General features: G+C 65.7%; 18 protein-coding genes. 15 read left to right on the top strand and 3 right to left on the bottom strand.

All coding sequences use genetic code 11. From position 1 onward, the window contains the following. Nucleotides 1–2: 2 nt before the first annotated feature. The gene (locus tag V5F26_RS17210; RefSeq protein WP_394055377.1) at nucleotides 3–1,142 is read right to left on the bottom strand and encodes an efflux RND transporter periplasmic adaptor subunit; all 1,140 of its coding nucleotides are present in this window, start codon (nucleotides 1,140–1,142) and stop codon (nucleotides 3–5) included. Between the two features lie 68 nt (nucleotides 1,143–1,210). Here V5F26_RS17210 and V5F26_RS17205 point away from each other — a divergent pair, with 68 nt between their 5' ends. Then, a complete protein-coding gene (locus tag V5F26_RS17205; RefSeq protein ID WP_394947295.1) occupies nucleotides 1,211–2,038 on the top strand; it encodes a TetR family transcriptional regulator in 828 nt (275 codons plus the stop codon). A 726-nt stretch (nucleotides 2,039–2,764) separates the two neighbouring features. On the opposite strand, the gene V5F26_RS17200 is transcribed toward V5F26_RS17205, so the two are convergent. Further along, nucleotides 2,765–3,481: a GntR family transcriptional regulator gene (locus V5F26_RS17200; protein WP_394055374.1), complete on the bottom strand. Its 717-nt coding sequence runs from the start codon at nucleotides 3,479–3,481 to the stop codon at nucleotides 2,765–2,767. A gap of 289 nt (nucleotides 3,482–3,770) precedes the next feature. Here V5F26_RS17200 and V5F26_RS17195 point away from each other — a divergent pair, with 289 nt between their 5' ends. The 8 genes from V5F26_RS17195 to V5F26_RS17160 all read left to right on the top strand — a co-directional run bounded on the left by V5F26_RS17195 (nucleotide 3,771) and on the right by V5F26_RS17160 (nucleotide 12,542). Then, on the top strand, nucleotides 3,771–4,964 hold the full coding sequence (locus V5F26_RS17195; RefSeq protein WP_394947296.1) for a CaiB/BaiF CoA transferase family protein: 1,194 nt from the start codon (nucleotides 3,771–3,773) through the stop codon (nucleotides 4,962–4,964). 40 nt (nucleotides 4,965–5,004) lie between these two features. Continuing rightward, on the top strand, nucleotides 5,005–6,165 hold the full coding sequence (locus V5F26_RS17190) for an acyl-CoA dehydrogenase family protein (protein ID WP_394947297.1): 1,161 nt from the start codon (nucleotides 5,005–5,007) through the stop codon (nucleotides 6,163–6,165). A 10-nt stretch (nucleotides 6,166–6,175) separates the two neighbouring features. Next, nucleotides 6,176–7,585, top strand: a complete 1,410-nt coding sequence (locus V5F26_RS17185; protein WP_394947298.1) for an MmgE/PrpD family protein — start codon at nucleotides 6,176–6,178, stop codon at nucleotides 7,583–7,585. Nucleotides 7,586–7,632: 47 nt separating this feature from the next. Beyond that, nucleotides 7,633–8,427 (top strand): enoyl-CoA hydratase-related protein, encoded by a 795-nt coding sequence (locus V5F26_RS17180; RefSeq protein ID WP_394055370.1) that lies wholly within the window; start codon nucleotides 7,633–7,635, stop codon nucleotides 8,425–8,427. A 10-nt stretch (nucleotides 8,428–8,437) separates the two neighbouring features. Continuing rightward, on the top strand, nucleotides 8,438–9,400 hold the full coding sequence (locus V5F26_RS17175; protein ID WP_394947299.1) for a hydroxymethylglutaryl-CoA lyase: 963 nt from the start codon (nucleotides 8,438–8,440) through the stop codon (nucleotides 9,398–9,400). Between the two features lie 249 nt (nucleotides 9,401–9,649). Beyond that, nucleotides 9,650–10,693 carry a TRAP transporter substrate-binding protein gene (locus V5F26_RS17170; RefSeq protein WP_394947300.1) on the top strand — a complete coding sequence of 348 codons (1,044 nt, stop codon included), beginning with the start codon at nucleotides 9,650–9,652 and terminating at the stop codon, nucleotides 10,691–10,693. A 41-nt stretch (nucleotides 10,694–10,734) separates the two neighbouring features. Continuing rightward, on the top strand, nucleotides 10,735–11,259 hold the full coding sequence (locus tag V5F26_RS17165; protein WP_394947301.1) for a TRAP transporter small permease subunit: 525 nt from the start codon (nucleotides 10,735–10,737) through the stop codon (nucleotides 11,257–11,259). Beyond that, on the top strand, nucleotides 11,256–12,542 hold the full coding sequence (locus tag V5F26_RS17160; protein WP_394947302.1) for a TRAP transporter large permease: 1,287 nt from the start codon (nucleotides 11,256–11,258) through the stop codon (nucleotides 12,540–12,542). Before V5F26_RS17165 ends, V5F26_RS17160 begins: the two co-directional genes overlap by 4 nt. A 125-nt stretch (nucleotides 12,543–12,667) precedes the next feature. On the opposite strand, the gene V5F26_RS17155 is transcribed toward V5F26_RS17160, so the two are convergent. Next, a complete protein-coding gene (locus V5F26_RS17155; RefSeq protein ID WP_234052409.1) occupies nucleotides 12,668–13,138 on the bottom strand; it encodes an Lrp/AsnC family transcriptional regulator in 471 nt (156 codons plus the stop codon). Nucleotides 13,139–13,284: 146 nt separating this feature from the next. Here V5F26_RS17155 and mdeB point away from each other — a divergent pair, with 146 nt between their 5' ends. The 6 genes from mdeB to V5F26_RS17125 all read left to right on the top strand — a co-directional run bounded on the left by mdeB (nucleotide 13,285) and on the right by V5F26_RS17125 (nucleotide 24,635). Beyond that, nucleotides 13,285–15,951: an alpha-ketoglutarate dehydrogenase gene (gene mdeB, locus V5F26_RS17150; protein WP_394947303.1), complete on the top strand. Its 2,667-nt coding sequence runs from the start codon at nucleotides 13,285–13,287 to the stop codon at nucleotides 15,949–15,951. Nucleotides 15,952–15,965: 14 nt separating this feature from the next. Then, complete coding sequence (locus V5F26_RS17145; RefSeq protein ID WP_394947304.1) at nucleotides 15,966–17,264, top strand: 2-oxo acid dehydrogenase subunit E2; 1,299 nt, start codon at nucleotides 15,966–15,968, stop codon at nucleotides 17,262–17,264. Between the two features lie 11 nt (nucleotides 17,265–17,275). Next, the gene (gene lpdA / locus V5F26_RS17140) at nucleotides 17,276–18,961 is read left to right on the top strand and encodes a dihydrolipoyl dehydrogenase (protein ID WP_394947305.1); all 1,686 of its coding nucleotides are present in this window, start codon (nucleotides 17,276–17,278) and stop codon (nucleotides 18,959–18,961) included. A 706-nt stretch (nucleotides 18,962–19,667) separates the two neighbouring features. After that, nucleotides 19,668–21,554, top strand: coding sequence for a peptidoglycan-binding domain-containing protein (locus V5F26_RS17135; RefSeq protein WP_394947306.1), 1,887 nt, complete (start codon nucleotides 19,668–19,670; stop codon nucleotides 21,552–21,554). A gap of 182 nt (nucleotides 21,555–21,736) precedes the next feature. Next, nucleotides 21,737–23,308, top strand: a complete 1,572-nt coding sequence (locus V5F26_RS17130; RefSeq protein WP_394055359.1) for a S8 family peptidase — start codon at nucleotides 21,737–21,739, stop codon at nucleotides 23,306–23,308. 13 nt (nucleotides 23,309–23,321) lie between these two features. Further along, nucleotides 23,322–24,635 carry a hypothetical protein gene (locus V5F26_RS17125; protein ID WP_394947307.1) on the top strand — a complete coding sequence of 438 codons (1,314 nt, stop codon included), beginning with the start codon at nucleotides 23,322–23,324 and terminating at the stop codon, nucleotides 24,633–24,635. The last annotated feature ends 395 nt before the right edge of the window (nucleotides 24,636–25,030 follow it).

Below are 25,030 nucleotides of genomic sequence, written 5' to 3'. Positions count from 1 at the left end.
TGTCACTCCGCTTTGGCGGTCTGCGCCATGGCGGCCTGCGGATCGACAGGCGTGTTCGGTCGTACCCGCTGCACCCCTTCCACGATGATCGTTTCGCCGGGCGAGAGGCCTTCGATGACACTGGCCTTGCCCGCGGTGGACTGGCCGAGCTTCACGCGGCGGACCTGCGCGGTCTTGTCCGCACCCACCACATAGACGAAGTCGCCTTGCTGGTCGGTCATCACGGCCGCCCGCGGCACCGCCAGCACCTGCTGTGGCTTCACCGCCTCCAGGACCACGCGGACGAACTCATCATTGTAGAGCTCGCGCTGCCCGTTGCCCCGGACCGGGTTCGGGATGCGTCCGCGCACGGTGATGGAATCGGTCGCTGCCGCCACGTTCACATCAATGAAGTCGAGCTGCCCCAGTTCCTCGTAAAGTCGTCCATCGGGCAGCCGCAGGCGGAGGCGGAGTCCCCCCTCGGCGCCGCCTTCCGCGGCGTGCTCCTGCTGCAGCTCGATGAGCTTGCGGGTGGGCACGGGAAAGGTGACGTACATGGGATCCTGGCTCACCACGCTGACCAGCGCTCCCGATGAGGGAGACACAACGTTGCCCACCGTCACCGCCATGCGGCCGATGCGCCCGTCAATGGGAGTGCTGATCTCGGTGTAGTCGAGGTTGATCTGGGCAATCTGCAGGGCGGCCTTGGCGGATTGTAGCTGGGCCTGCGCCGTGCGCTGGCTGGCCACCGCATTGTCGAGGGTGCTTTGGGAGCCGGTGCCGGACTTTTGCAGCTTGTCGGCACGGTCGAAGGTGAGGTTGGCGTTGTCGAGCTGGGCCTGGGCCTGCGCCACTGCAGCTTGCTTGGCAGCCACTTCCGCGGCGAAGGGGGCACGCTCCAGCCGGAACAAGAGATCCCCTTTCTTGACGTCCGTGCCTTCCGTGAACAGGCGCTCTTCCAGAAAGGCGGTGACGCGGGCCACGGCGTTCAGCCGCTCGATGGCCTCAATGCGGCCATTGAACTCGGTGGTCGGCCGAACGTCCTCGGGCGCCACGGTGGCGACACCGACCGCCGGAGGCCCGCCGCTTGGCATTTGCGCGAGGGCGGGGACGGGGATGAGCAGGGAGCTGCCGAGGAGGATGGCGACGAACGAGGAGCGCATGGCTTGAACCTTTCTCGATGGCTCATATACATACATGATGATTGTTTGTAAATTGGTGGGGAGGCCGGGTGTGGCGCTACGGTGGCGCTCGGCCGCCGGGGACAGTATTGCTGCCGCTCGCACGGTCAGAAGCGGAGGCCCATTGTCTGGCCCAGTTGGTTGCGGAGCCCGCAGCGAGGTGGCAGTCAGCAGGGAAGCCGGCGCGCCAAACACGGGTGACGCCCAGGTGGGGGAGGCGGTACGCGGTCATGAGGCGAACCAAGGAGCAGGCGGCGGAAACCGGGCGCCAGATTCTCAAAGCCGCCGAAGCCCTTTTCCTTGATGTGGGCTACGACAACGTGCGTCTTGAGGAGATTGCGGCGGCTGCGGGGGTGACGCGCGGCGCCGTGCATTGGCACTTCAAGAACAAGCAGGGCCTGCTGCTGGCCCTGCAGGAAGAGGCCCAAGCCCCGTTTCACGAATTGGCCGACCATGTCGCGGACGAAAATGGCCCAGCCCTGCTCCTGCGCTTCGACAAAGCCATATCCGAGATGTTCTCGGCTCTGGAGGGCGATCCGCGCCAGAAGGGGCTGATCCGCGTGCTGATGCGTCTCGATCTTGGCCTTTCGGACCAGGAGGACAACGGCGGCAGCACGTTCCGTGAAGAGATGAGGTCGGCCCTGGAACGGATGTTTCAGGTGGTCGAACGTGATGTCGGGCTGCGAACCCCCTGGACGCCGCAGACCGCCGCTGCCGCCTTGGGCATCACCATCAGCGGTCTGGTGCTGGAATGGGCGCTCGGCAAGGACAGCTTCCGCCTCGCGCCGGACGGTCTGCAGCTCATCCGGACGATGCTGGAAATGTGGATGAAGACGCCCAGCGGCACAGCAAACATCGCGGCGCCTGCGCAGAGCTGACACCGTTCTGGCATCAATCCGGTACAATCGGCCGATGGCGCCTGCGTTCGGCCACGGACGCGCAGCCGCACCTCCGCCGTGCTCCTTGACGGGTCGCTCAATCCGAAGAGCTTGGCTCTGCCGGAGCGGATACGGCGCTGCATGCACGACTCGCCGCGCTCAGGGGCGCGGGCTCGGAGCGCCTCGACGAGGTGCCTTTGCTCTTCGTCCGCATCCTTCTTCGGCGCGGCGCCGGGCACCGATTCGACATGCGCATCGAAGGCGGCATTGCCGTGCGCCCGCGCCTGCGACGGCCTCTTTCTGTCGCCTCCCAGGAGGTCGTTCAATGGATCGGACGGAGCTGGCCTGCTTGCCATTCTTCAGGCGCGGCAACTGCGATCCGTACCGGCCTTACCTCATCGCAACGTCGCCATCTCCATGTGCTGGCATCCGGGGACGAAACACCTAGCGTACTGCCGGGTCGTTTAGCACCGGGCGAGATCGCCGCCCATCTTTCACGATGCGCCCAGCGGGCCGGTAATGTGGCGGGTCTCAATTCGGGCTTGGATCGCGCGGGCGACACGGTTTTGCGCGTGGAAGACCCATGGGGGAGCCGTCAACTCTGAGAATCACCTTTGGGGGTCACGCGCTGCGCCGGCGGGTGGCGCGTCGTGGCACCGTTCGCGCGGCGTTGGAGTTTTCCGGAGGCCCGTGGGGTGGCCGGCCATCACGGGGCGCCGCGTCGTCTCAGCGGATGATGGTGCGCACTGAATATCGGCTCGCTGGATAGAGGTTGGCCGAGATCTCGAAAGTCGCGCCGGTGTCGGTCACGTAGCGGCGCAGGACCAACAGGGCGGCGGACTCAGGTTCGGCCGCAAGCAGGCCCGCAATGGCGCGGGGCAGCGTGGTGGCCTTGATCTCTTGCTCGACATAATTGAGCTTCAGGCCATGCGTTTCCATACAGAGCTCGTAGATGGCCTGGTGGGCGCCGCGCACTGCCTCCCGGTCCAGCGGAAAGGCCGAGGGAATATAGATCTCGGTCCAGCACAGAGGGGAGCCGTTGCTGCGCGTATGACGCACGCCGGCGATCCGCAGCCACCGTTCGGTCGGGGGCTTGGGCTCAACGTGCTCCATGACGAATGACGGTCGCCGCACGAAGCCGAGATAGCGTACGTCCAGGGCCGTGTCCCCGACGAAGCCGAACAGGCCGCTGGTGTCGCGCAGCGTGTGCGCATAATGGGCGAAAGGCGTGGAGGCGAGCACGGTTGTGCCCGCCTTCTGCCGTCGCCCCAGCAATCCCTGCTCGGTCAGGGTCTTCAGCGCTTCGCGCACGGTATGGCGGCCGACATCGAACCGGGCCTGCAATTCATGCTCGGATGGAAAGCGGCCGCCCACAGGGTAGGTGCCGTTGGCAATTTCCTGGGCGAGGATCTCGCTCAGTGTCTTGTGGCGCGGTTGCTGCACGGGGCTGAACCATCCGAACAAATGAAGACGCGGCAGGCCACGGGGCAGCGACCCCGCGCCGGTCCACCTTTTCTCGCAAACCTTGGCGCCGGGTTCAACTGCGAGGCGCGAGAAGGCTACGTCATATTGTCCGAATGATATGTTCGCTCATTGGCGATATGGAAAAATAGTCCGAATAAAAAGTGATGGCGCACGTCTCTGGCCGCCTCTGCGTGGTTGACAGCAGCTCCGGCTCGGATAAAGTTCGAACAAATAGGCGCAAGCGCCATCAGGGAAGAAATCGCCAATTATGCTCGAAACCACGCTGGAGGGCGTGCGCGTTCTGGACATCACCCAGAACGTCGCGGGTCCGTTCTGTACCCAAATTCTCGGCGACCTCGGCGCGGAGGTCATCAAGCTCGAGCGGCCGGGCCGCGGAGACGACACCCGCGAGTGGCGCCCGCCGGAAGTTGGTGGCCAGTCGTCCACCTTCCTCGCGCTGAACCGCAACAAGAGCAGCATCTGCGTCGACATCGCCTCCGCCGAGGGTGTCGAGATCATCCGCGCGTTGGCGGCGCGGGTGGATGTGGTCGTGCATTCCATGAAGCCCGGCAGCGCCGAGCAACGGGGCATCGGCTATGACGATCTGCGCGCCCTCAACCCGGCTCTTGTCTATTGTGCCATCAGCGCGTTCGGCCAGGACGGCCCATTGAGCGCGCTGCCGGGCTACGACCCGCTGATGCAGGCCTTCACCGGCATCATGAGCACCACGGGCAATGAGGGTGACGACCCGGTGCGGGTGGGGGTCTCCCTCATCGACATGGGCACCGGCATGTGGGCGGCGCTGGGCATCCTGAGCGCGCTCATGCAGCGAGCCCGCACCGGCGCCGGCACGCTGGTGGAGGCCAGCCTGATGGATACCGGCATCAACTGGATGGCGGTGTTCATCGCCAGCTTTCGCGCCACCGGCCGTCTGCCGCGCAAGCTCGGCTCGGCCATGGCGATGACCGCTCCTTATGAGCTGTTTCCAGCGGCGGATGGCCATGTGTTCATCGCGGCCGGAAATGACGGCCTGTTCGCGCGGGTCTGCGCCGGGCTCGGCGCGCCGGATCTGGCTTGCGACCCGCGCTTCATCACCAATCCCAGGCGGGTGGAGAACCGGGCGGCGCTGCGCGAAGCGCTGGGCGCTCATACACGCACCCGCCCCGCCGCCGAGATCGTCGGCCGCCTGCGCCAAGCCGGGGCGCCGTGCAGCGAGCTGAATACCGTGGCCGACATGCTGGAGCATCCCCAGGTGCGGGCCGCCGGCATCATCGCCAACCTGCCGGTGGCGCAGGCGCCCGATCACCAGGTGGTGGCGCTGCCGTTCAAGGCGGGCGGGCGGCGCAGTGGGCGCCTCGCCCCGCCGCCCGGCCTTGGCGCGGATACTTCGCGCGTTTTATCCGACCTCGGCTTTGGCGCCGAGGAGGTGGCTGCGTGGCGTGCTGCCGGCATTGTCGCCTGACCTGTTTCCCGCATTCCAGAAAAAGCAAGCAGAGCCGGCCATGGACTTTGACTATACAGAAACCCAGCAGGATATCCGCGCCGCCGTGGCCCGGCTTTGCGCCGGCTTCGGCCCGGACTACTGGCGTCAGAGCGAGGAAGAGGGCTCCTATCCGGAGCGGTTCGTTGCCGCCATGACCGAGGCGGGCTGGCTCGCGGCGCTGATCCCGGAGGAGTTTGGTGGCGCCGGCCTCGGCGTTCTGGATGGCTGCCTGATCCTCGAGGAGATCAACCGTTCCGGCGGCAACGGCGCCGCCTGCCACGCCCAGATGTACACCATGGCCGCCGTGCTGCGGCACGGCTCGCCGGAGCAAAAGGCGGCCTATCTGCCGAGGATCGCATCTGGCGCGCTCCGGCTCCAGGCCTTCGGCGTCACAGAGCCCGATGCCGGGTCCAATACGCTGAAGATCAAGACGTTCGCAAGACGAACGAATGGCGGTTACATCATCAACGGCCAGAAGATCTGGACGTCGCGTTATCAGCAGTCGCACATGTACCTGCTGATCGCGCGCACCACGCCCTATGAGGAGGTGGCCCGCAAGACCGATGGCCTGACACTGTTCCTGGTGGACATCGCCAAGGCCGGCGCGGCGCTGCGTGCCACGCCCATTCACACCATGATCAACCACCACACCAACCAGGTGTTCATCGACAATCTGGAGGTTTCCGACGCCGACCGGATCGGCGAGGAGGGCAGGGGCTTTTATTACCTGCTCGACACGCTGAATTCCGAACGCCTGCTGGTGTCGAGCGAGGCCATCGGGGACGGCAAGTGGTTCGTGGAGCAGGCGGCGCGCTATGCCGGGGAGCGCGTGGTGTTCGAGCGGCCCATCGGCGCCAACCAGGGCATCCAATTCCCCATCGCCCGCGCCCATATGAACCTGCAGGCCGCTGAGCTGATGCGTAACCGGGCCGCCACCCTGTTCGACAAGGGTGAGCCCTGCGGCTCGGAAACCAGCATGGCCAAGTATCTCGCGACGGAAGCCTCGTGGGAGGCGGCGGAAGCCTGCATGACCACCTTCGGCGGCTTTGGTTTCGCCAGCGAATACCACGTCGAGCGCAAGTGGAAGGAGGCGCGGCTGTTCCGCACCGCGCCGCTCTCCAACAACCTCATCCTCGCCCAGGTCGCCCAGCACGCCCTCGGCATGCCCCGCTCTTATTGAGGACGCCGCCATGAATGCCTGCGGTCCCGCCGCGTCCGGCGCCATGCCGGCTGCGTCCTCCGTCGACCGGAACCTTGCTGCCTTCGTCTGCGAGGCGGCTCCTCCGGAAACCGCGCGCCACCATGCGGCTTCGGCCATCCTGGATACCCTTGCCGTCATGGTCGCGGGCGGCGGCGAGCCGGCGGCGCGGCGTCTGCGGGCAGCCCTGACGCCGGCGCAGGGGGAAGGCGCGGTTGCGTCCCTGTGGCATGCGGAAGCTTTCCGCGCCGAGGATGCCGCGCTTCTGTTCGGCCTTTGCAGCCATGTGCTGGACTATGACGATGTGAGCATGCTCACGGTCTGCCACCCAAGCGCACCGGTGCTCTCGGCGGCGCTCACCGCGGTGCCGCTGGACAGGGTGTCGGGCGCGGCGTTCGTGGACGCCTTCTCGATCGGCACCGAGGTGCTGATCCGGGTTGGGCAGGCCATGGGCTTTCGCCATTATGCCCTCGGCTTCCATGCCACGGCGACGCTGGGCACCCTCGGGGCGGCGGCCGCAGCTGCCCGACTGATGCGGCTTGACGCGGTGCGCACCGGCCATGCCTTGGCCATCGCGGCCAGCCTTGCCGGCGGCCTGCGCAAGAACTTCGGCTCCATGGTGAAGTCGCTCCATGTGGGCATTGCGGCGGCAGACGGCATTCGCGCCGCGCGGCTGGCGGCGACGGGCATCGAGGGGGCGGCCGCGCCGCTGGAGAATGAAGGCTTCCTGCATGCCTTCTCGGGCGGTGAGGTGGACCATTGGCCAGATGGCCTGGGTCTCGGCGTCCCGTTCGCCGTGGACGAGCCGGGCTTCGAGCAGAAGCGCTATCCGTGTTGCTACCTGCTGCACAAGATGATCGAGGCCACGCTCCGCCTGCGTCGGGAAGAGGGCATTGGCCTCGACGATGTCGCGAAGGCAGTCGTCACCATGCCCCGGGGCGGCACCAAGCCGCTGATCCATCCGTTCCCGCGCAGTGGCCTCAACGCGCTGTTCAGCGGCCCGCACGCGGTGGTGGCGGCGCTTCATGACGGCTCGATCAATCTCGCCAGCTTCACCGACGCGGCGGTGCTGCGTCCGGCCATCCAGGCGCGGCTGAAGGACGTGGAGCTGGTGGAGGCGGGGCCCGAACTGAGCCGGGGCGGAGACATCGGCGCGGCGCCGGTTTCCGTGCGCCTTCTGCTCACCAATGGCGCTGAGGTCAGCCGGGAGGTGGTGGCCTCCCCCGGGTCACGGCAAGACCCGCTCACCCGCGCGCAGTTGCAGGACAAGTGGCGCGATTGCCTTGCCCGTGGCCTGCCCGGTCTCGGCGCGGATGTCGCGGAGCGACTGTTCGCCGAAGGGGAGGGCCTGGCGGAACTGCCGCAGGTCGCGCCGTGGCTCACGGGCCTCCGGGGCGCGTGAAGGTTATCCGGGCGGCGCCACGGCGCCTCTTTCCGCGGAGCGGAACCATGACGAACGATTACGAGACCCTGAAGCTTGAAGCCCTCGGCGAGCATGTGGTGCAGGTGACCTTGAACCGGCCGCAGGCGCGCAACGCGCTGAACACCCAGATGGGGCGTGACCTTGTGACCCTGTTTGAGGCGGTGCGTCTCGATCCCGGCCGCTGGCGCGCCATGGTGCTCACCGGCGCCGGGGAGGAGGCCTTCTGCGCCGGCGGCGATCTCAAGGAGCGCCGCGGCATGAGTGATGCCGCCTGGGCGAGCCAGCACCTGGTGTTCGAGCGCATGGCGCGGGCGATCCTCGATTGTCCCGTGCCCCTCATCGCGGCGGTGAACGGCGCGGCCTTCGGCGGTGGCTGCGAGATCGCCAGCGCCTGCGACTTCATCTACGCCGCTGACACGGCCCGTTTCGCCCTGCCGGAAGTGAAGCTGGGCATCATGCCCGGCGCCGGCGGCACCCAGACCGTGCCCCGCGCCATCGGCGAACGGTGGGCCAAGGAACTGATCCTGACGGGTCGCCCGTTCTCGGCGCGCGAGGCCCAGGCCATGGGCCTCGTCAATGCCTGCTTCCCGGCGGCCGAGCTGCTGGCGGCCGCGCGCGCCACCGCGGCGACCATTGCCGACAACGCCCCCATCGCGGTGCGCCAGGCCAAGGGCGCCATTCATCGCGGGCTGCAGATGTCCCTGGCCGACGGGCTCGCCTTCGAGATCGAGGCCTATAACCGCATGGTCCCCACAGAGGACCGGCGCGAAGGGGTGCTCGCCTTCAACGAGAAGCGCCGGCCGCGCTTCGCCGGCTGCTGAGGAGAAGACCATGGCTGAGTTTGTCGCCGTGCGCGAGGTGGGGCTGCGGGATGGCCTGCAGATGGTGGCATCGGTGCTGCCGGCGGAGCGCAAGCTTGCCTGGTGCCGTGCCGAGCTGGCGGCAGGGGTGCGGGAGATGGAGGTCACCTCCTTCGTGCCGCCCCGGGTGATGCCGCAATTCGTGGATGCGGACGAGGTGGGGCAGGGGGCGCTTGCCCTACCGGAACTGAAGGCGTCGGCGCTCGTGGTGAATCTGAAGGGCGCGCAGCGTGCCTTCGCGGCGGGCTTCAAGCATGTGGGCTATGTGGTTTCGGCCAGCGAGGCCCACAGCCGCGCCAATGCCCGCCGCTCCACTGACGATGCCGTGGCCGAGTTCGTCCGCATCCGCGAGGCTCGCGACGCCCATCCGGGCGGTGCCGGAATCGTCCTGTCGGTGGCCATCGCCACGGCGTTCGGCTGCACGCTCCAAGGCCCCGTGGCGCCAGCCCGGGTGGTGGCGGTGGCAGAGGCCCTCCTCTCTGGCGGCGCCGAGGAGATCATGCTGGCCGATACGGTGGGTTATGCCGATCCCGCGGGCGTCGGTAGCTTGTTCCGCGCGCTCTCCAAGGTGGCCGGGGGCACGCCGCTCTCCGCCCATTTCCACGACACGCGGGGCTTGGGGCTTGCCAATGTGTGCGCCGCCCTGGAAGCCGGGGTGCGGCGCTTCGATGCCTCCCTCGGCGGCCTCGGCGGCTGTCCGTTCGCCCCCGGTGCCACTGGCAACATCGCCCTGGAGGACACGGTGTTCCTGCTGGAACGGCTGGGTTTCGACACGGGCATCGATTTGCCGGCGCTGCTGGCGCTGATGCCCACGGTGGCGGCCTGGTTGCCCGGCGAGCGGTTCGGCGGTGCGCTGGCCCGCGCCGGACTTCCGCGCACCGCTCCGGCGCCCGAGCTGGTGCGGGACGAGGCCCGCGCGGGCGTCTGTGCCTGATCTGAACGGCACCGGATCCGGGGCCTGAGCCGATGGGGCGCCAACCCCTTTTTCGACAGTGAGCCTGCATTGCCTTCCCGTGCTTCCCGTTGGTGGGAGCGTTGGGGCGGCCGGGCGCAGAACGACCTGAGAACGATCTGCCGGTGTGCCTGGAGCGGCTCCAGGACACACCGGCAAGCGCCGCCCAAAGGGCCTCGCGCAACGCAATGAAAAGCCGCAGGGAGAGGAAACATGGGCACGATTCGAGCGATGTCTCAGAGGTGGCGGCACCGTGCTGCCGCGGCGCTGTTGGGCGCGGTGGTTGCGGTGGCGGGCGCGGGCCAGCCCCAGGCGGCGGAGCAGACGGAACGGCCGGTGAAGATCGCCTACAACCTGCCCAGGGAGCATGCTGTCGGTACCTATTTCGAGGTGCTGGCCCGCGAGATTGCGACGCGCACGGCGCACACCTCGGTACGTCTGATCCCTCAGACCTTCCCTGATGGGCAGCTTTATAACGACACCCAGCTCCCCGATGCCGTCAGCACCGGCGCCGTGGATATCGGCATGATCAATCTCGGCTTCATGGCCGGAAAGGATGCCGACGTGCTGCGCATTTGGGCGTTGCCCTTCCTCTATTCCTCCTGGGAGGCGGAGTGGAATGCGGAGGATAGTTCTGCCTTCCGAAAGGTCTTCGATACGCAGTTGCGCAAGTACGATCAGGAAATGCTGGGGTGGGTGCAGTATGGCTCGATCGAGATCTATGCCAACAAGCCCATCCACAAGCCGGCCGATGTGAAGGGCCTGAGATTGCGCGCCTTCGGCGTTGATTCCACCACGCTGCTGCGCGACCTCGGTGCCGCGCCGGTGACCATGAGCTCGCAGGAGGTCTACCAGGCGATGCAGCGCGGGACCATCGATGGCTTCTCCACCGGCCCTTCCACGGTCATGGATCGCAAGCTTTACGAGGTCAGCAAGTTCGGCACTGATGTGGGCTTGTCCTACATTCCCTTCATCGCCACCGCCAATGCGCAATGGTGGGCCGGCCTTCCGGGGGATGTGCAGCAGGCGGTGCAGCAGGCTTCGGCGATTGCCACAAAAGCGGCGCGCGATCAGGCCAAGGCCGATGATGCCAGGCTGAAGGCGGAGCTCGCGGCCAAGGGCGTGACCATCTACACCCCCACCACCGAGGAGCGCGCCCAATGGGTGGCGGCGGCCAAGTCCCGTCAGGAAGAATATCTGCGCAAGACCGGGGCAGCGGGCAAGCAGCTCCTGGACGTTATCGCAGCCGAAAACGCCAAGGCATCGACCCGCTGAGGTTCTGACCCGCGCATCAGAAGAATTCCAGGGGATTGCCAATGTCGAATCTGATCCGGGTGCTGGTGGGCATCCAGCGCGCCTGCCTGTGGCTGGCGTCGCTGGTCCTCGGCCTGCTGCCGCTCATCACCTTCTACGACGTGATGATGCGCTACCTGTTCCACGCGCCCACCATTTGGGCCAGTGAGGTTTCCCTCTATCTGCTTCAGTTCCTGGTGTTTTTCACCCTCGGGGCGCTGGTGCTGGACGGCAGCCATGTGCGCGTCACCTTTTGGATCGAGGGGCAGACGGGGCCGCGGCGCGCGTGGGCGGAGGCTGTCACCACCGCTTTGATCCTGCCCTATGCCGGCATACTGGTGTGGTACGGCGGGCTTTATGCCAGCAATGCCTTCAATCGCGGCATGCTCTCGCCCACCTTGCTGGAGATCCCGCTGTGGCTGCCCTACGGCCTGATCCCGGCCGGGGGCCTGCTGCTCGCACTCGGGGCGCTCACCAAGATCATGATGATTGCGAGGGACCCGGCCGCCTATATGGGGCTGGCCCATGGCCAGGGAGAAGCGGCATGATTTCGTTCGGTGTCATCGCCCTTCTGCTGGTCGTGGTGCTGGGTTGCCTCACCCTCGGCGTGCCCATCGCATTCTCGCTCGGGCTCGCCGGGGTCGTCACCATCCTGGCGGCGAGCGGGGAGCGGTTTCTGGTGCAGCTTCCACTCACCCTCTACCGGTCTCTTTCCGACCCCATCATTCTCGCCATTCCGCTCTACATCCTGATGGGCGAGATCCTCTATCGCGGCAAGGTGGGCCAGCAATTGTTCGGTGTCGCCAATGTCTGGCTGCGCCGGGTGCGCGGGGGCACCGGGGTGGCGGCGGTGGCGGCCTTCACCTTCTTCGCCGCCATCGTGGGTTCGAGCATGGCCTCGGTGCTCACCATCGGCAAGATCGCCATTCCGGAGATGCGCGCGCTGGGTTACAGCAAGCGCCTGACCTACGGGCTCTCGGCTGTGGGCGGCGCGCTGGGCATCCTCATTCCGCCGAGCATCCCGCTCATCATCTATGCCTCGCTCAGCAATGCCTCGCCGGGACAGCTTTTCACGGCGGGCATCATCCCCGGCCTGCTGCTGGCGGGGCTCCTGGCGGTCTGGGCCGTCGTCGCCGCGCCGTCCATGGTGGCGAAAGACGAACGCTGGTCGCTCGGCGAGGCCATACGGCTCACGCTGGGAAGCCTGCCGGATCTCGCGCTACCTGTGGTCGTGCTGGGGGGCATCTATCTCGGCGTCTACACGCCGACCGAAGCCGCGGCGGTGGGCGTGGTCTATGCCGTGCTGCTGACCATGGTGGCCCGGCGGACGGTGACGCTGAAGGACCTGCCCTCCATCCTGGTCGGCGCCACGCGCTCCAGCGCCATGCTGCTGGCCATCGTCATCGGCGCGCTGGTGCTGGGCTCGGCCCTCACCCTCATCGGCCTGCCGCAGATGCTCGCCCGTTCGGTGACGGAAGCGAACCTTTCGCCCTGGATCGTCCTGCTCGTCATGAACCTGATCTGGTTCGCGCTGGGCTGCTTCCTGGAGGTCATTTCCATCCTGCTGATCACCGTTCCGGTATTCTACCCGGTGGCCATGGCGGTGGGTTTCGACCCCATCTGGTTCGGAATCATCCTGGTCATCAACATGGAACTGGCGGTCATCACGCCGCCGGTGGGCATGAACCTGTTCGCCCTGAAGACGATCTTGCCGAATGAGCGGCTGGAGGAGATCGCACGGGCAGCTGTGCCCTCCGTCTCCATCGTACTTATTGCCCTTGCGCTGGTGTGGATCTTCCCGCCCCTCGCGCTCTACTTGCCGGGGCACTGAGAGGCGACGGTATCGCTCCAGGCCCCCGGGTGGGGCCTGGAGCAGGACGAGGGCGGCTTATCCCACCCGAAAATAAAGATATGGGCGTGTTGCGGCCACAAGTGCAGCTCCCGAAAGGCAATGTATCACTCCATCGGCAGGGCCGTATTGTACTTTACCTGCTTGAGCGCGAAGCTTGACTTGATATTGGCGACACCCGGAATCTTGGAGAGATCCCGAACGATGAAACGCTGAAGTTCGCTGATATTGCGCACCAGGACCCGCAGGAGATAGTCGCTGTCTCCTGTCATTAGATAGCATTCCATCACCTCCGGGCAGCGGTCCATCCGAGACTCGAAGGTGTCTAGGGCCTGCTCTGCCTGGCGCTCCAGCGTCACCTGAATGAATACACTGATTTCGAGCCCAAGAGTTTCTGGCTGTACCAGGGCCACGTAGCGCGAGATCACGCCGTCATGCTCCAAGGCGCGCACACGCGCCAGGCAGGGCGATGGCGACAAGCCAATCCGTGACGCCAGTTCGGCATTGGTGAGCTTCGCTTCGCGCTGCAACTCACGGAGAATTCTTCGGTCTGTCGCATCGATGGGTCTGGGCGGCATAATCTGCCTCATAAAATATATGATGCAGCATTATATGCCTATAATCGACAGTATCATCAATACATAAAGCAACATCTGCGGCGCCTGACGGGTTAGACAGGGGACCTCCGAGAGGCGCCCAAAGCACAAATCAGAGGAAATGCTCAATGATCGTCGAGCCCGGCCAGGACCCGGATCCCGTCGAGACCCGCGAATGGGTGGAGGCGCTCAATGCCGTCATGGACGCCAGTGGCGGCGCGCGCGCCCGCTTCCTGATGAGCAGGCTGGAGGAAGAAGCCCGTCGGCGTGGCGGCATCGGCCTCAGTCAGCCGTTTTCCGCCTATCGCAACACCATTCCCGTTGAGCAGCAGGGCGCCTATCCGGGCGATCTGGAGACCGAGGAGAAGCTCACCTCCATCATCCGCTGGAATGCGCTCGCCATGGTGGTGCGGGCGAACCGAGCTTATGGGGAGCTGGGCGGCCACATCGCCTCCTACGCTTCTGCGGCGGAGATTTTCGAGACCGGCTTCAACCATTTCTTCCGCGCGCGGACACCTGAATTCGGCGGCGACCTCGTTTATTTCCAGCCCCATTCGGCGCCCGGCGTCTATGCTCGGGCATTCCTGGAAGGTCGGCTGAGCGCGGACCATCTGGCCCGCTACCGGCAGGAGGCCGGCGGCGGCGGCCTTTGCTCCTATCCCCATCCCTGGCTGATGCCGGACTTCTGGCAGTTCCCCACCGGCTCCATGGGCATCGGCCCGATGAGCGCCATCTATCAGGCGCGCTACATGCGCTACCTGGAAGGGCGCGGCCTGGCCGACACCGCGGGACGCCATGTGTGGGGCGTGTTCGGCGACGGGGAGATGGACGAGCCGGAAGCCATCGGCGCGCTGACGCTGGCGGCGCGCGAGGGCCTCGACAACCTCACCTTCATCGTCAACTGCAACCTGCAGCGGCTCGATGGGCCAGTGCGCGGCAACGGGCAGATCATTCAGGAGCTGGAAGCGCTCTTCATCGGTGCCGGCTGGAACGTCATCAAGGTGCTGTGGGGCTCGCAGTGGGATGCCCTGTTCGCCCGCGACACCGATTGCGTGCTCCTGCGCCGCTTCGCGGAGACGGTGGACGGGGAATACCAGAACCTCGGCTCCAAGGACGGCGACTATAACCGGCTGAAGTTCTTCGACGTGGATCCCGCGACCCGTGCCCTGGTGGCGCACATGACGGACGCCGAGATCAATGCGCTGAAGCGCGGCGGCCACGATTTCCGCAAGCTCCATGCCGCCTTCGCCGCCGCCAAGGCCAACAAGGGCAAGCCCACCGTCATCCTGGCCAAGACCAAGAAGGGCTATGGCATGGGCGGGGCCGGCGAGAGCCGGATGACGGCGCATCAGGCCAAGAAGCTCGACCTCGCCGCGCTGGTGGCGTTCCGTGATCGGTTCGGCCTGCCGCTGTCGGAGGCGGATCTGGCGGAGCTCAAATTCTACCGGCCTGACCCCGACAGCCGCGAGATGCGCTACCTCGCCGAGCGGCGGGCGGCGCTCGGCGGCTTCCTGCCCGCGCGTGCGCCCAAGGCGCCGGCCGGCACCCGCATCGCGGTTCCCGCGCCGGCGGCCTATGCCAAGTTCGCCTTGGAGGCCGCCGACAAGGAGATGTCCACCACCATGGCCGCCGTCCGCATGCTGGGCGGCCTGTTGAAGGACAAGGATCTCGGCCCGCGTATCGTGCCCATCGTCGCCGATGAGGCGCGCACCTTCGGCATGGACAATCTGTTCCGGCAGATCGGCATTTACGCCCCGCAGGGCCAGCTCTACGAGCCCGAGGATGCCGGATCCATGATGTTCTACAAGGAGGCCAAGAACGGCCAGCTCCTGGAGGAGGGCATCACGGAGGCGGGCGCGCTCTCGTCCTGGACGGCGGCGGCCACCTCCTATTCGGTCCATGGCGTGCCGACGCTGCCGGTCTACATCTATTATTCCATGTTCGGCTTCCAGCGGGTGGGAGACCTGATCTGGGCCGCGGCCGACCAGCGCTCGCGCGGCTTTCTGCTGGGCGCCACGGCCGGGCGCACCACGCTCTCGGGCGAGGGGCTGCAGCACCAGGATGGCACCAGCCACCTCATCGCCGCCACCGTGCCCAACTGCCGCGCCTATGACCCCGCTTACGCCTACGAATTGGCGGTGATCCTCGATCACGGCATGCGGCGCATGCTGGAGGAGGAGGCCGACGAGTTCTTCTACGTCACGGTGATGAACGAGAATTATGCCCAGCCGAACATGCCCGAGGGCGTGGCCGAGGGCATTCTCAAGGGCCTCTATCGGCTCACGGCAGGCGAGGGCGCGGGCCCCAGGGTGCGGCTCATCGGCTCCGGCTGCATCCTCAACGAGGTGATCGCAGCGGCCGGGATCCTGGCGCGGGAATTCGGCGTCGCCTCCGACATCTTCAGCGCCACCAGCTATTCGGAGCTCGCCCGCGATGCCCAGTCCGTGGAGCGCCGTAACCGGCTGGAGGGGCCCGGCAGCGCCCATCGCTCCCATGTGGAGACCTGTCTAGCCGGCGCTGCGCCGGTGATCGCGGCCACCGATTATGTACGCGCCGTGCCGGACATGATCGCGCCTTATGTGCGGGCGCCTTTCGTGGCGCTGGGCACTGACGGTTTCGGGCGCAGTGCCAATCGCGCGGACCTGCGGGCCTTCTTCGAGGTGGACCGCAACTCCATCGCGCTCGCCGCCATTGATGCCTTGGTGCGGGCTGGCCTCGCACCGGCCGAGTTGCACACCCGTGCCATCGCCCATTTCGGGCAGAACGCCGGCGCGCCGGCGCCCTGGACCGCGTGAAGGGGGGCGCGAACATGAGCCAGACGATTGAATTGCGCGTTCCCGATATCGGGGACTTCAAGAACGTGCCGGTGGTCGAGCTGTCGGTGCAGGTGGGCGATGTGGTCGCCGCCGACCAGACCGTGGTGATGATCGAGTCCGACAAGGCGACCCTCGATATTCCCGCCCCCACAGCCGGGCGCGTCATCGCGCTCAAGGTGGCGGAGGGAGATCGCGTGAGCACCGGCAGCGTGCTGATGCTGCTGGAGGCTGTCGCCAGCGCGGAACAGAAGGCCGCGCCAGGGCTTCCCCCGGTGCCGCCGGCCGATGCCCCGGCTTCGGCTCCGGCTGTGGCCCCGGCGCCGACCGCCGCGCCGGCAACGGCGGCTGCGGTCGGAATGCCTGGGGGTAGGGCGTCGGAGGGCCTGCCGCCGCACGCTTCCCCCGCCGTGCGCAAGTTCGCGCGGGAACTGGGGGTGGATCTGGCGGCCGTCGCGGGCACGGGGCCGCGGGGGCGCATCACCCGGGAGGACATCCAAAGCGTGGTCAAGGCCGCGCTGCGGGCGCCCGCGCCCATGTCGGCAGCTGCGGGCACGGGCATCGGGATCGACCTGCTGCCCTGGCCGAAGGTGGACTACGCCAAGTTCGGGCCCATCACCCGCGAGCCCCTGTCGCGGATCAAGAAGATCTCGGGTCCCAATCTGGCGCGCAATGCCACCATCATTCCCCATGTGACCAATTTCGAGGATGCGGACATCACCGACCTCGAGGCGTTCCGCAAGACGGTGAACGCGGAGCTTAAGGACGGGGTGAAGCTCTCCATCCTGCCCTTCGTGGTGAAGGCCTGCGTGGCGGCGCTGAAAGCCTATCCGGCGTTCAACTCCTCGCTGGATGGCGATGCCCTGGTGCTGAAGCAATACTACAATATCGGGGTGGCCGCCGACACGCCCGAGGGCCTGGTGGTGCCCGTGGTGAAGGCCGCCGACAGCAAGGGCATCCAGGAGATTGCGGCGGAAATGGCGGACCTTGCCGCCGACGCCCGCGCCGGGCGGCTGAAGGCGGCCGACATCCAGGGCGCCACCTTCACCATCTCGTCCCTGGGGGGCATCGGCGGCACCAATTTCACCCCCATCATCAACGCGCCGGAGGTGGCGATTCTCGGCATGGTCCGCGCGGCCGTCAAACCGGTGTGGGACGGCACGGCGTTTCAGTCGCGTCTCATTCAGCCCATGAGCCTGTCCTGGGACCACCGGGTGGTGGATGGCGTGGCGGCGGCGAAATTCCTTGTGTTCGTCAAGACGATCCTCGCCGATTTCCGGCGAATCTCGTTGTGAAGGGGGATGCGATGACGCTGGATGTCGAAATCCCCGACATGGGCGACTTTGCCCAGGTGCCGGTGGTGGAGATCCTGGTGGCGGTGGGCGAGCGGGTGGCCGCCGACCAGCCGATCCTGATGCTGGAGAGCGACAAGGCGACCTTGGACGTGCCTTCGCCGGCGGCGGGCGTGGTCGTCGCCCTGCTGGTGGGTGTGGGCGACAAGGTGAGCCGGGGCCAGGTGGTGCTGCGGCTGGACACAGGAGCCGAGGCCGGCGCGCGCCCGGCCGGCGCGCCGCAGGCCGCGGATGGGCCACCGTCGGCGGGGGCCGATCTTCATGCCGAGCTTCTGGTGATCGGCGGTGGTCCCGGCGGCTACACGGCAGCGTTCCGGGCGGCGGATCTCGGCCGCAAGGTGGTGCTGGTGGATAGCAGGCCGACCCTGGGCGGGGTGTGCCTCAATGTCGGCTGCATCCCGTCCAAGGCGCTCCTCCATGTGGCCAAGGTGATGGACGAGGCGGCGGGGCTCTCCGCCCATGGCGTGCGCTTCGGCGCGCCCACCGTCGAGCTCGACGGCATCCGCGAGTGGACGCGGAGCGTGGTGGGCCGGCTGACCGGCGGGCTGAGCGGCCTTGCCCGACGGCGCAAGGTGGAGGTGATGCGCGGCACCGCCCGCTTCACCGGCGCAAACCGCGTCGCGGTCACGGGCGAGGACGGCCGGACGATTTCGTTCGATCAGGCGGTGATCGCGGTGGGCTCGGAGCCGGTGCGGCTGGGCTTCCTGCCAGACGATCGGCGCATCATCGACAGCACGGGAGCGCTGGAGCTTGCCGATGTGCCGGCCCGGATGCTGGTTCTCGGCGGCGGCATCATCGGGCTGGAGATGGCGCAGGTCTATCATGCCTTTGGCGCGAAGATCACCGTGGTCGAGCTGATGGAGCAGATCATTCCCGGTGCCGACCGCGACCTGGTGGCGCCACTGATGAAGCGGCTCGGCGCGCAATATGAGCAGGTCCTTCTCAAGACCAGGGTGACGGCGGTCACCCCCTCGGCCTCCGGGCTGATGGTCACCTTCGAGGGGCCGGCCGGCGTTCACCAGGCGGAGTTCGACAAGGTTCTGGTGGCAGTGGGGCGCCGCCCCAACGGGGGGCAGGTGGATGCCGCCGCGGCCGGCGTCGCGGTGGATGAGCGCGGCTTCATTCCGGTGGACCCGCAGATGCGCACCAGCCAGCCGCACATTTTCGCCATCGGCGACGTGGTCGGCCAGCCCATGCTCGCCCACAAGGCGGTGCACGAAGGCAAGGTGGCGGCCGAGGCCGCCTGCGGCCACAAAGCGGCGTTCGACGCCCGCGTGATCCCTTCGGTGGCCTACACCGACCCCGAGGTGGCTTGGGTGGGCCTCACCGAGGCCCAGGCGAAAGCGGAGGGCATCGCCGTGAAGACTGGCGCCTTTCCCTGGGCAGCCTCCGGGCGCGCTTTGTCCATGGGGCGCGGCGAGGGTGTGACGAAGCTGGTGTTCGATCCGGACAGCCACCGCCTTCTGGGTGCTGGCATGGTGGGCCCGAACGCTGGCGAGCTGGTGGCGGAGGCGGCGCTTGCGATCGAGATGGGCGCGGAGGCGGGCGACCTTGCCTTGACCATCCACCCGCATCCGACCCTCTCGGAAACCCTTGGCCTTGCGGCCGAAGTGTTCGAGGGGACGATCACCGACCTCTAGGGTGTGGTCTTCTCCATCTTGAATGGCGCGACCTCCCGGCGAGCCAGACTGACAGGCGAGGGTGTCAAGCAGCGAGCCTGTTTGGCGCTCTCACCTGTCATTTTTATTTCCGGCTCGAAGATCAGTATTTCCGAGCTTTTGTGAACGCCACTGTAGCCCTTTGGGAACCGCAGGCAGGTTTCGACGGGCAGGACGCGTCGGGTCATCGCGGGGCCTCAATCGAAGGCCGTTGACCCGGGCACCTGCGGAGCGCCGCCCACCGGGCCGGCGCAATAGCGAGTTCCGCCGCGCAGGCGAGCACGGCCATCCCAAGGTCGGGCTGCCGGACGCCCCATGCGTGCGCCCTGCGGGCCCCTATCGGGCCGATCGGGCGTCGCCGTGGCGCGCGAACAGATCCAATCTCCCCACCGGCGCGCCAGCCGCCCTGCGGCTTCCGCAGCGCATTGTGGGAAGGGGCAATGCCGAGTTTCGTCGGCTTCCCCCGCCGCGACGTCCCTGTCGCTGTCCATCCCCTAAATGGAGGATGTGATTTGCCGTCAGCTTGGCTACATCTAATTAGTGTATAGTACAAAAATACGCGCTATAATTATTTCGTGTCCGCGCCTGAAAGGCCGCAAGCCGCCTTCGACGAGCGGCGGCCCGAACAAGCAGTGCGCAAGAGTTAGATGCTGAAAATCGCAACCTTCTCAGGGCGAGGGAGCGGACGATGGCGGGCGCAATCGGCAAGTCGACAAGTCCGAATACGGCAGATATCAGGTCGGATGTTCCCGGCCCGGAGGTCGCTTCGTTTCGATACAATAATCCAGGCGCACAATATCCGGCGGAGGAGGCGGCGCGCTTCGGCCAGATTGGCTACGGAATTATTGGACACGGGCAAAACAAAATCGCGCGCTTCCCGTCGCCAGTAAACGGTGCGGCTTCCAATTTCGACCTGCTCTTCCGGAAATACATGGGAATGAGCATTGGCGCGGCAGGCGGAAAATGGACCGGCGGGATCAGCTTCGGCATTCCGGGCTATCCGTCGGCACGCATCCTCACGCGGGACATGCTGGATGATCCTGAGGGTGCCATCGCCCTCCTCAAGGCCATCGCGCACCGTGAATCCGGAAAGGGCAACAATCTCAGCGAGGAGCAATGGCGTCAGGCTCATCGCATGTTCAAGCTGGGCAGTGCCGACGCATTTCTGGCCGCCGAGCCGAAGCTTAATGTCGTGGTGTCCCCAGGCGTCGCCAGCGGAGAGGGGCTCCTGAAGCGCGCGCTCGAGCATGTCGGTGAAGAATATAAGAACGTCCGGGTACCCAAGGACAACGCCAACTGGAAGGGCCCATGGGATTGCGCTGAGTTCATCTCCTGGCTCGTGTTCCAGGAAGCGGGTATACTTTATGGTTGTGTCGACGATGCAGTGCCGCCGGCGCAGGCCGATGCCTATACAGGGGCGTGGAAAGCCGACATGCTGCGTCTGGGGACACAGGTTTCGGTGGAGCAGGCGGCCGCGACGGTGGGCGGCATTCTGTTGCGCTATCCCCCAAATCCCGATGCGATGGGCCATATCGTACTCTGTGACGGGCGCGGCGGCACCGTGGAAGCCAAAGGCGCGCGTTACGGAGTGGTGCGAGACACGGTTCAGGGCCGCCACTGGGATGCGGGCATCCTCATTCCAACCCACATCAGCTACACGCAAGGGCCGATCCACCCCCTCGTCCAGCCTGCGGTCATTTACAGGCCCGAGGCCCCGAACATGGACGCGAAAGTCGTGGTGGCGATCCAAGAGGCCTTGCTTCGTCAGGGCATCGACCCGGGCGGTGTGGACGGCGAGTATGGGGCCGGCACGCAGGCCGCGGTGGTGGAGTTCCAACGTCGCAATGGCCTCACCGCAGACGGGGAGGTTGGACCCGAGACGGCAGGGGCTCTCGGCATCTCCCTTACCGGCGAGGCGGTTGTGACCCCCGGGCCTGCGGCGCCGCTGGCACCTGGTGAGGGGGCCGGAAGCCTTCTCCTTTTCGATCTTATCCGCAAGCTGCTTGCCGACCAGGAGAAACCTATGGCCGAAGAGACGCCCAAGTCGCCCACGGCCCCCGAGGACCTGCTTTTGCTGCTGCTGCGTCTGGCATTGGCCAGCAAGCCGGCCGATCTCGGCCGCATCGAAGGCATCGTCGCTTCATTGAGGGATGCTGCCGCGCCTCCACCCACTGCCGCCGTCGCGCCTGCCACGCCCGCGACAATCCCGCAACCCATTGCGCAGCAGCCCGCCGCCGCGGCCGACGATTCCGCTGCAGCATTCCTGATGCTGACGCGGCTGCTCGCCGAGCGCATCGGCCCGCAGGTGGCTGAGGTCAGCAAGACCCTTGGACCGGTCAATGGCGCGCTCGGCGAGACGATCGGCAAGCTGCTGAATGGCCGTAAGAGCGCGATCGGCATCATTGGCGCCGTGCTCACGCAGATACTTGCCAGCTCCTCGTCCGGCACCCTGCTGGGCACCATTGCGAGTTCGGTGCCTGCGCTTGCGGGAACGAGCAGCGCATTTCTGCCTGTCTTCCTCGGTCTTGCGGCATGGGGGGCCCTCGGCAAGGCTGAAAAATGGGTTCGGCGCTGACCGAGGCGACCGGCTGCCTGTGTGAGCCTTGACGCTGTCGTGCCCCGAAAAGCGGCTCCCTGGGCGAAAGTGACAAGCAACACGCCAATCCCGGCTTCCGGCGGGGCCGGGGCGGTGGACATATTGATAGGGCCGGGTTCGCGGTTGGCAAATCGAGAAAAGCCAGCGTTTGGGAGGCGAACGTGGAGAAACGCTCTTCACTTGATGAGATTAACGATACATCTGCACGCTATGTCGTCTCGCCGAAGGTGATCGCCGCCTATGGTGATGACACGAAGCGGCTACAGGCGCTAATTATCGAGATGAATCTCGATTTTCCCGGCGGTCGTCACGCGGCGGTGAAACAGATTGTCGAACTGCTTCGCGGTGTCATTGGCAGAAATCATAAAAATGTCCTCAACGCGGAGGGAAGCCGGCATCACGTTTTTGCCGAGCTCACGCTGCAGCAACTGCGCGACCTGCTGGAGCGTGACGTTGAGAACGGTAAACCCGCGATCTACAAGGTTTGGCCCGATCGAGAGTTGGAGCCGTATCTGGACCACTCGGTTCAGACCATTAAGGCCGATGCGTGCCTGCGCTCCTTCGGGGCGGAAGGGGTGGGTATCGTTTGGGCGGTCGCTGACAGCGGCATTGACGGGACGCACCCGCACTTTGCGGATTTCGACAATCTTTCACCCCCCTTTCAGGGCTCGGCACCTTATTCGAGCCCCCGGCCATCGGTGGATGGCAAGCTTACCCACCGTGACTTCACGGGCGGGGATGCCCCGCTGACGGACGTCTACGGGCATGGGACCCACGTGGCGGGCATCATCGCCGGTGCCACGCCCAAGCGAGTGGCCGGTCAAGATGGCAAGGTGACCAACGTCTTCAAGGTGACGCGTGAACGGGACGGGGACGCCTGCGTGCGGCAGTTCGTGCGCGAATGCGGGTCTCGGCTCACCGGCGTTGCCCCGAAGGCTAAGCTCTTGAGCTTGAAGGTGTTGGGAGACAATGGGAGGGGACGGGAGAGCTGGCTGCTGTCCGCACTGGATTTCGTGGCTCGGACCAATGACGATGGGCGATGGCTCAGCATCCACGGCATTAATCTCAGCCTCGGCTATCCGTTCGAGGCCGAATGGTTCGCTGCAGGCCAGAGCCCGCTGTGTGTCGCGGTCAACCGTCTCGTCAAGCAGGGGGTCGTCGTCGTCGTCGCGGCAGGGAACGATGGGTCGGCCCTGATCAAGCCGGAGCTTTCCTCCCAGAGCCGCCGGGTTGGCCTCGACCAGTCGATCAGTGATCCTGGTAACGCGGAATTCGCCATAACCGTCGGCTCCACCCATCCCGAACAGCCGCACACCTATGGCGTCTCCTACTTCTCATCACGAGGGCCGACTGCCGATGGTCGCAACAAGCCCGACCTGGTGGCGCCGGGTGAGCGCATTGTGTCCTGCGCCTCGGCCGGATTTATCACGAGTCTGCGAGGCGATCAGCAAGTTGCTGGACAGCTGCCATCTGAGGTCGTGGCCACTGGAAACAATAACGCGACAAAGGTGCCTTCGGACGTCGTGTATTATCGTGAGCAAAGCGGAACAAGCATGGCGGCGCCCCATGTGTCTGGCGCAATAGCTGCCTTTCTTTCCGTTCGTCGCGAATTCATCGGTCAACCGGAACGCATCAAGGAAATTTTTCTGCAGAGCGCCACGGATCTCGGGCGGCGCAGAGAATTCCAGGGCAGCGGGCTGGTTGATCTGATGCGCGCCATGCAGTCGGTTTGAACAGGAGAGGACGATGGCGAACCTTGCGGCTCTACCTTTTGTGCAGTTGAAGTTCGACAAAAGCGGCGCAATTCCCGATGGCGTGCCCCATCCCCTATGTGGTTCCGGCGTAAGCGATCTGATCGTCATCTCCCACGGGTGGCATCAGGACCCTGACGACGCCGGGGAAATGTACCGGAAGATCGCGCAGCATTTTGCCGAGCAAGGCGGCAATGCGCGTCCCGGCCGCAGTTTCGCAGTGGTGGAGGTGTATTGGCCTTCCGATCAGTTCCGCGACGACCTGTCCCTCGAAGTGGTTGCGGCTCTCGGCAACGATCCGGCCGCTGCGGCTGCGGCGGCCGGTTCTGATGCGGACGCGTCCAAGCTTGTTCGGCGGGCCCGCGAGCTTGGAGCGATGTTTGGCTTGGACCCGGACGTGTTCGCGGCGCACGTCCGGGAGGCTGCGGTCAATACCAGTCCCGGCGATGCGAGGGTTCTGGTGGAGATGCTGCGCGGTGCCATCGGGCAGAGCCGCGATGCGGACCTTTTGAGTGAACATGGCCGGATCCTGGATCAGGCCAGCGACGGCTGGGACCTGATGCAGTCCTTTCTCGGAAGCGGCGCCGACCAGTATGAGCCGACCACTGACGGGGGAGCCCAGGCGATAGATCATGATGTTGCGACTGGCGCGGCCCTCGGCATTTTCAGTGGCCCGATCGCGGCGGTTGCCAAGGTGCTCAACCAGTTCGCCTATTTCGAATTGAAGCGCCGCGCGGGCGTGGTCGGCACCGGGCTGGGAAGCATCCTTGACACTGCAGACCTCGTCGACGCGAAACGCATTCATTACGTGGGCCACAGCTTCGGTGCCCGGCTGGTCACGGCGGCTGTCGCGGCCATGCAAAAGCGCAAGGCATACAGCCTGACGCTGCTTCAAGGTGCGTTCTCGCATAATGCTTTCGGAGTAAAGATCAGCGGGAACCAAGACGGCTTCTTTCGATCCGTTGTGGCGGACGGGAAAGTCAGCCAGCGGATTGTTGTGTCCCATACCTGGAACGACCGCGCCGTCGGCCTGCTCTATGCTGTTGCGTCTCGTGCGTCCGGGGACATCGCCAAGGGGGTGTTCGAGGTGTCTCCCACTTTCGGTGGAAGCCAGGATCTCTTCGGCGCGATGGGTGCCAACGGCCCACAGAAGATGAAGAGCGGCGAGGTTCTCAATGTTACGTACGATGGGCAGGCACTCTTGAACCTGAAGGCGGGAATTCACAGCCTGCGCTGCGATTTCATCAAAGACCACAATGATATACGGACCGCACCGATCGGACGGCTGCTCGTGGCCGCATCTGCTTGAGGCGGATATGGGCGCGCCGTCTGGGATTGAGCTTCATGGGAGTGGCGGCACCCGGGGTTGAGATCACATGCCCTTGCCATCCGAACCGTGCAGACGAGGCGGCGGCGCTGACCCATGGGCGGCCGGTGCTGCTGTCCACTGGCGGGTGCGACCGATTGCAGGGCTTTCGCGGCCATGGTCTTCGTGCAGTTCCTGTTTTCACCGCAAGATAATGTCGCCGATCGGGAATGAAGTGTAAAAAAATCCGCAATTATAGAGAATATATTTTTTCAAATTGCGATATCCAAAAGTTGTACGGATTGCGTGGACTTTGGCGTGTTGAGTGGCTGCAATGATGAATAATATGATATATTATTTATATAATGCGTTATATAAGTTTTATAATATATTATAAT

This window comes from Xanthobacter variabilis (assembly GCF_043831965.2).
Taxonomy (GTDB): Bacteria; Pseudomonadota; Alphaproteobacteria; order Rhizobiales; family Xanthobacteraceae; genus Xanthobacter.
This window is presented reverse-complemented; position numbering and strand designations above follow the sequence as displayed.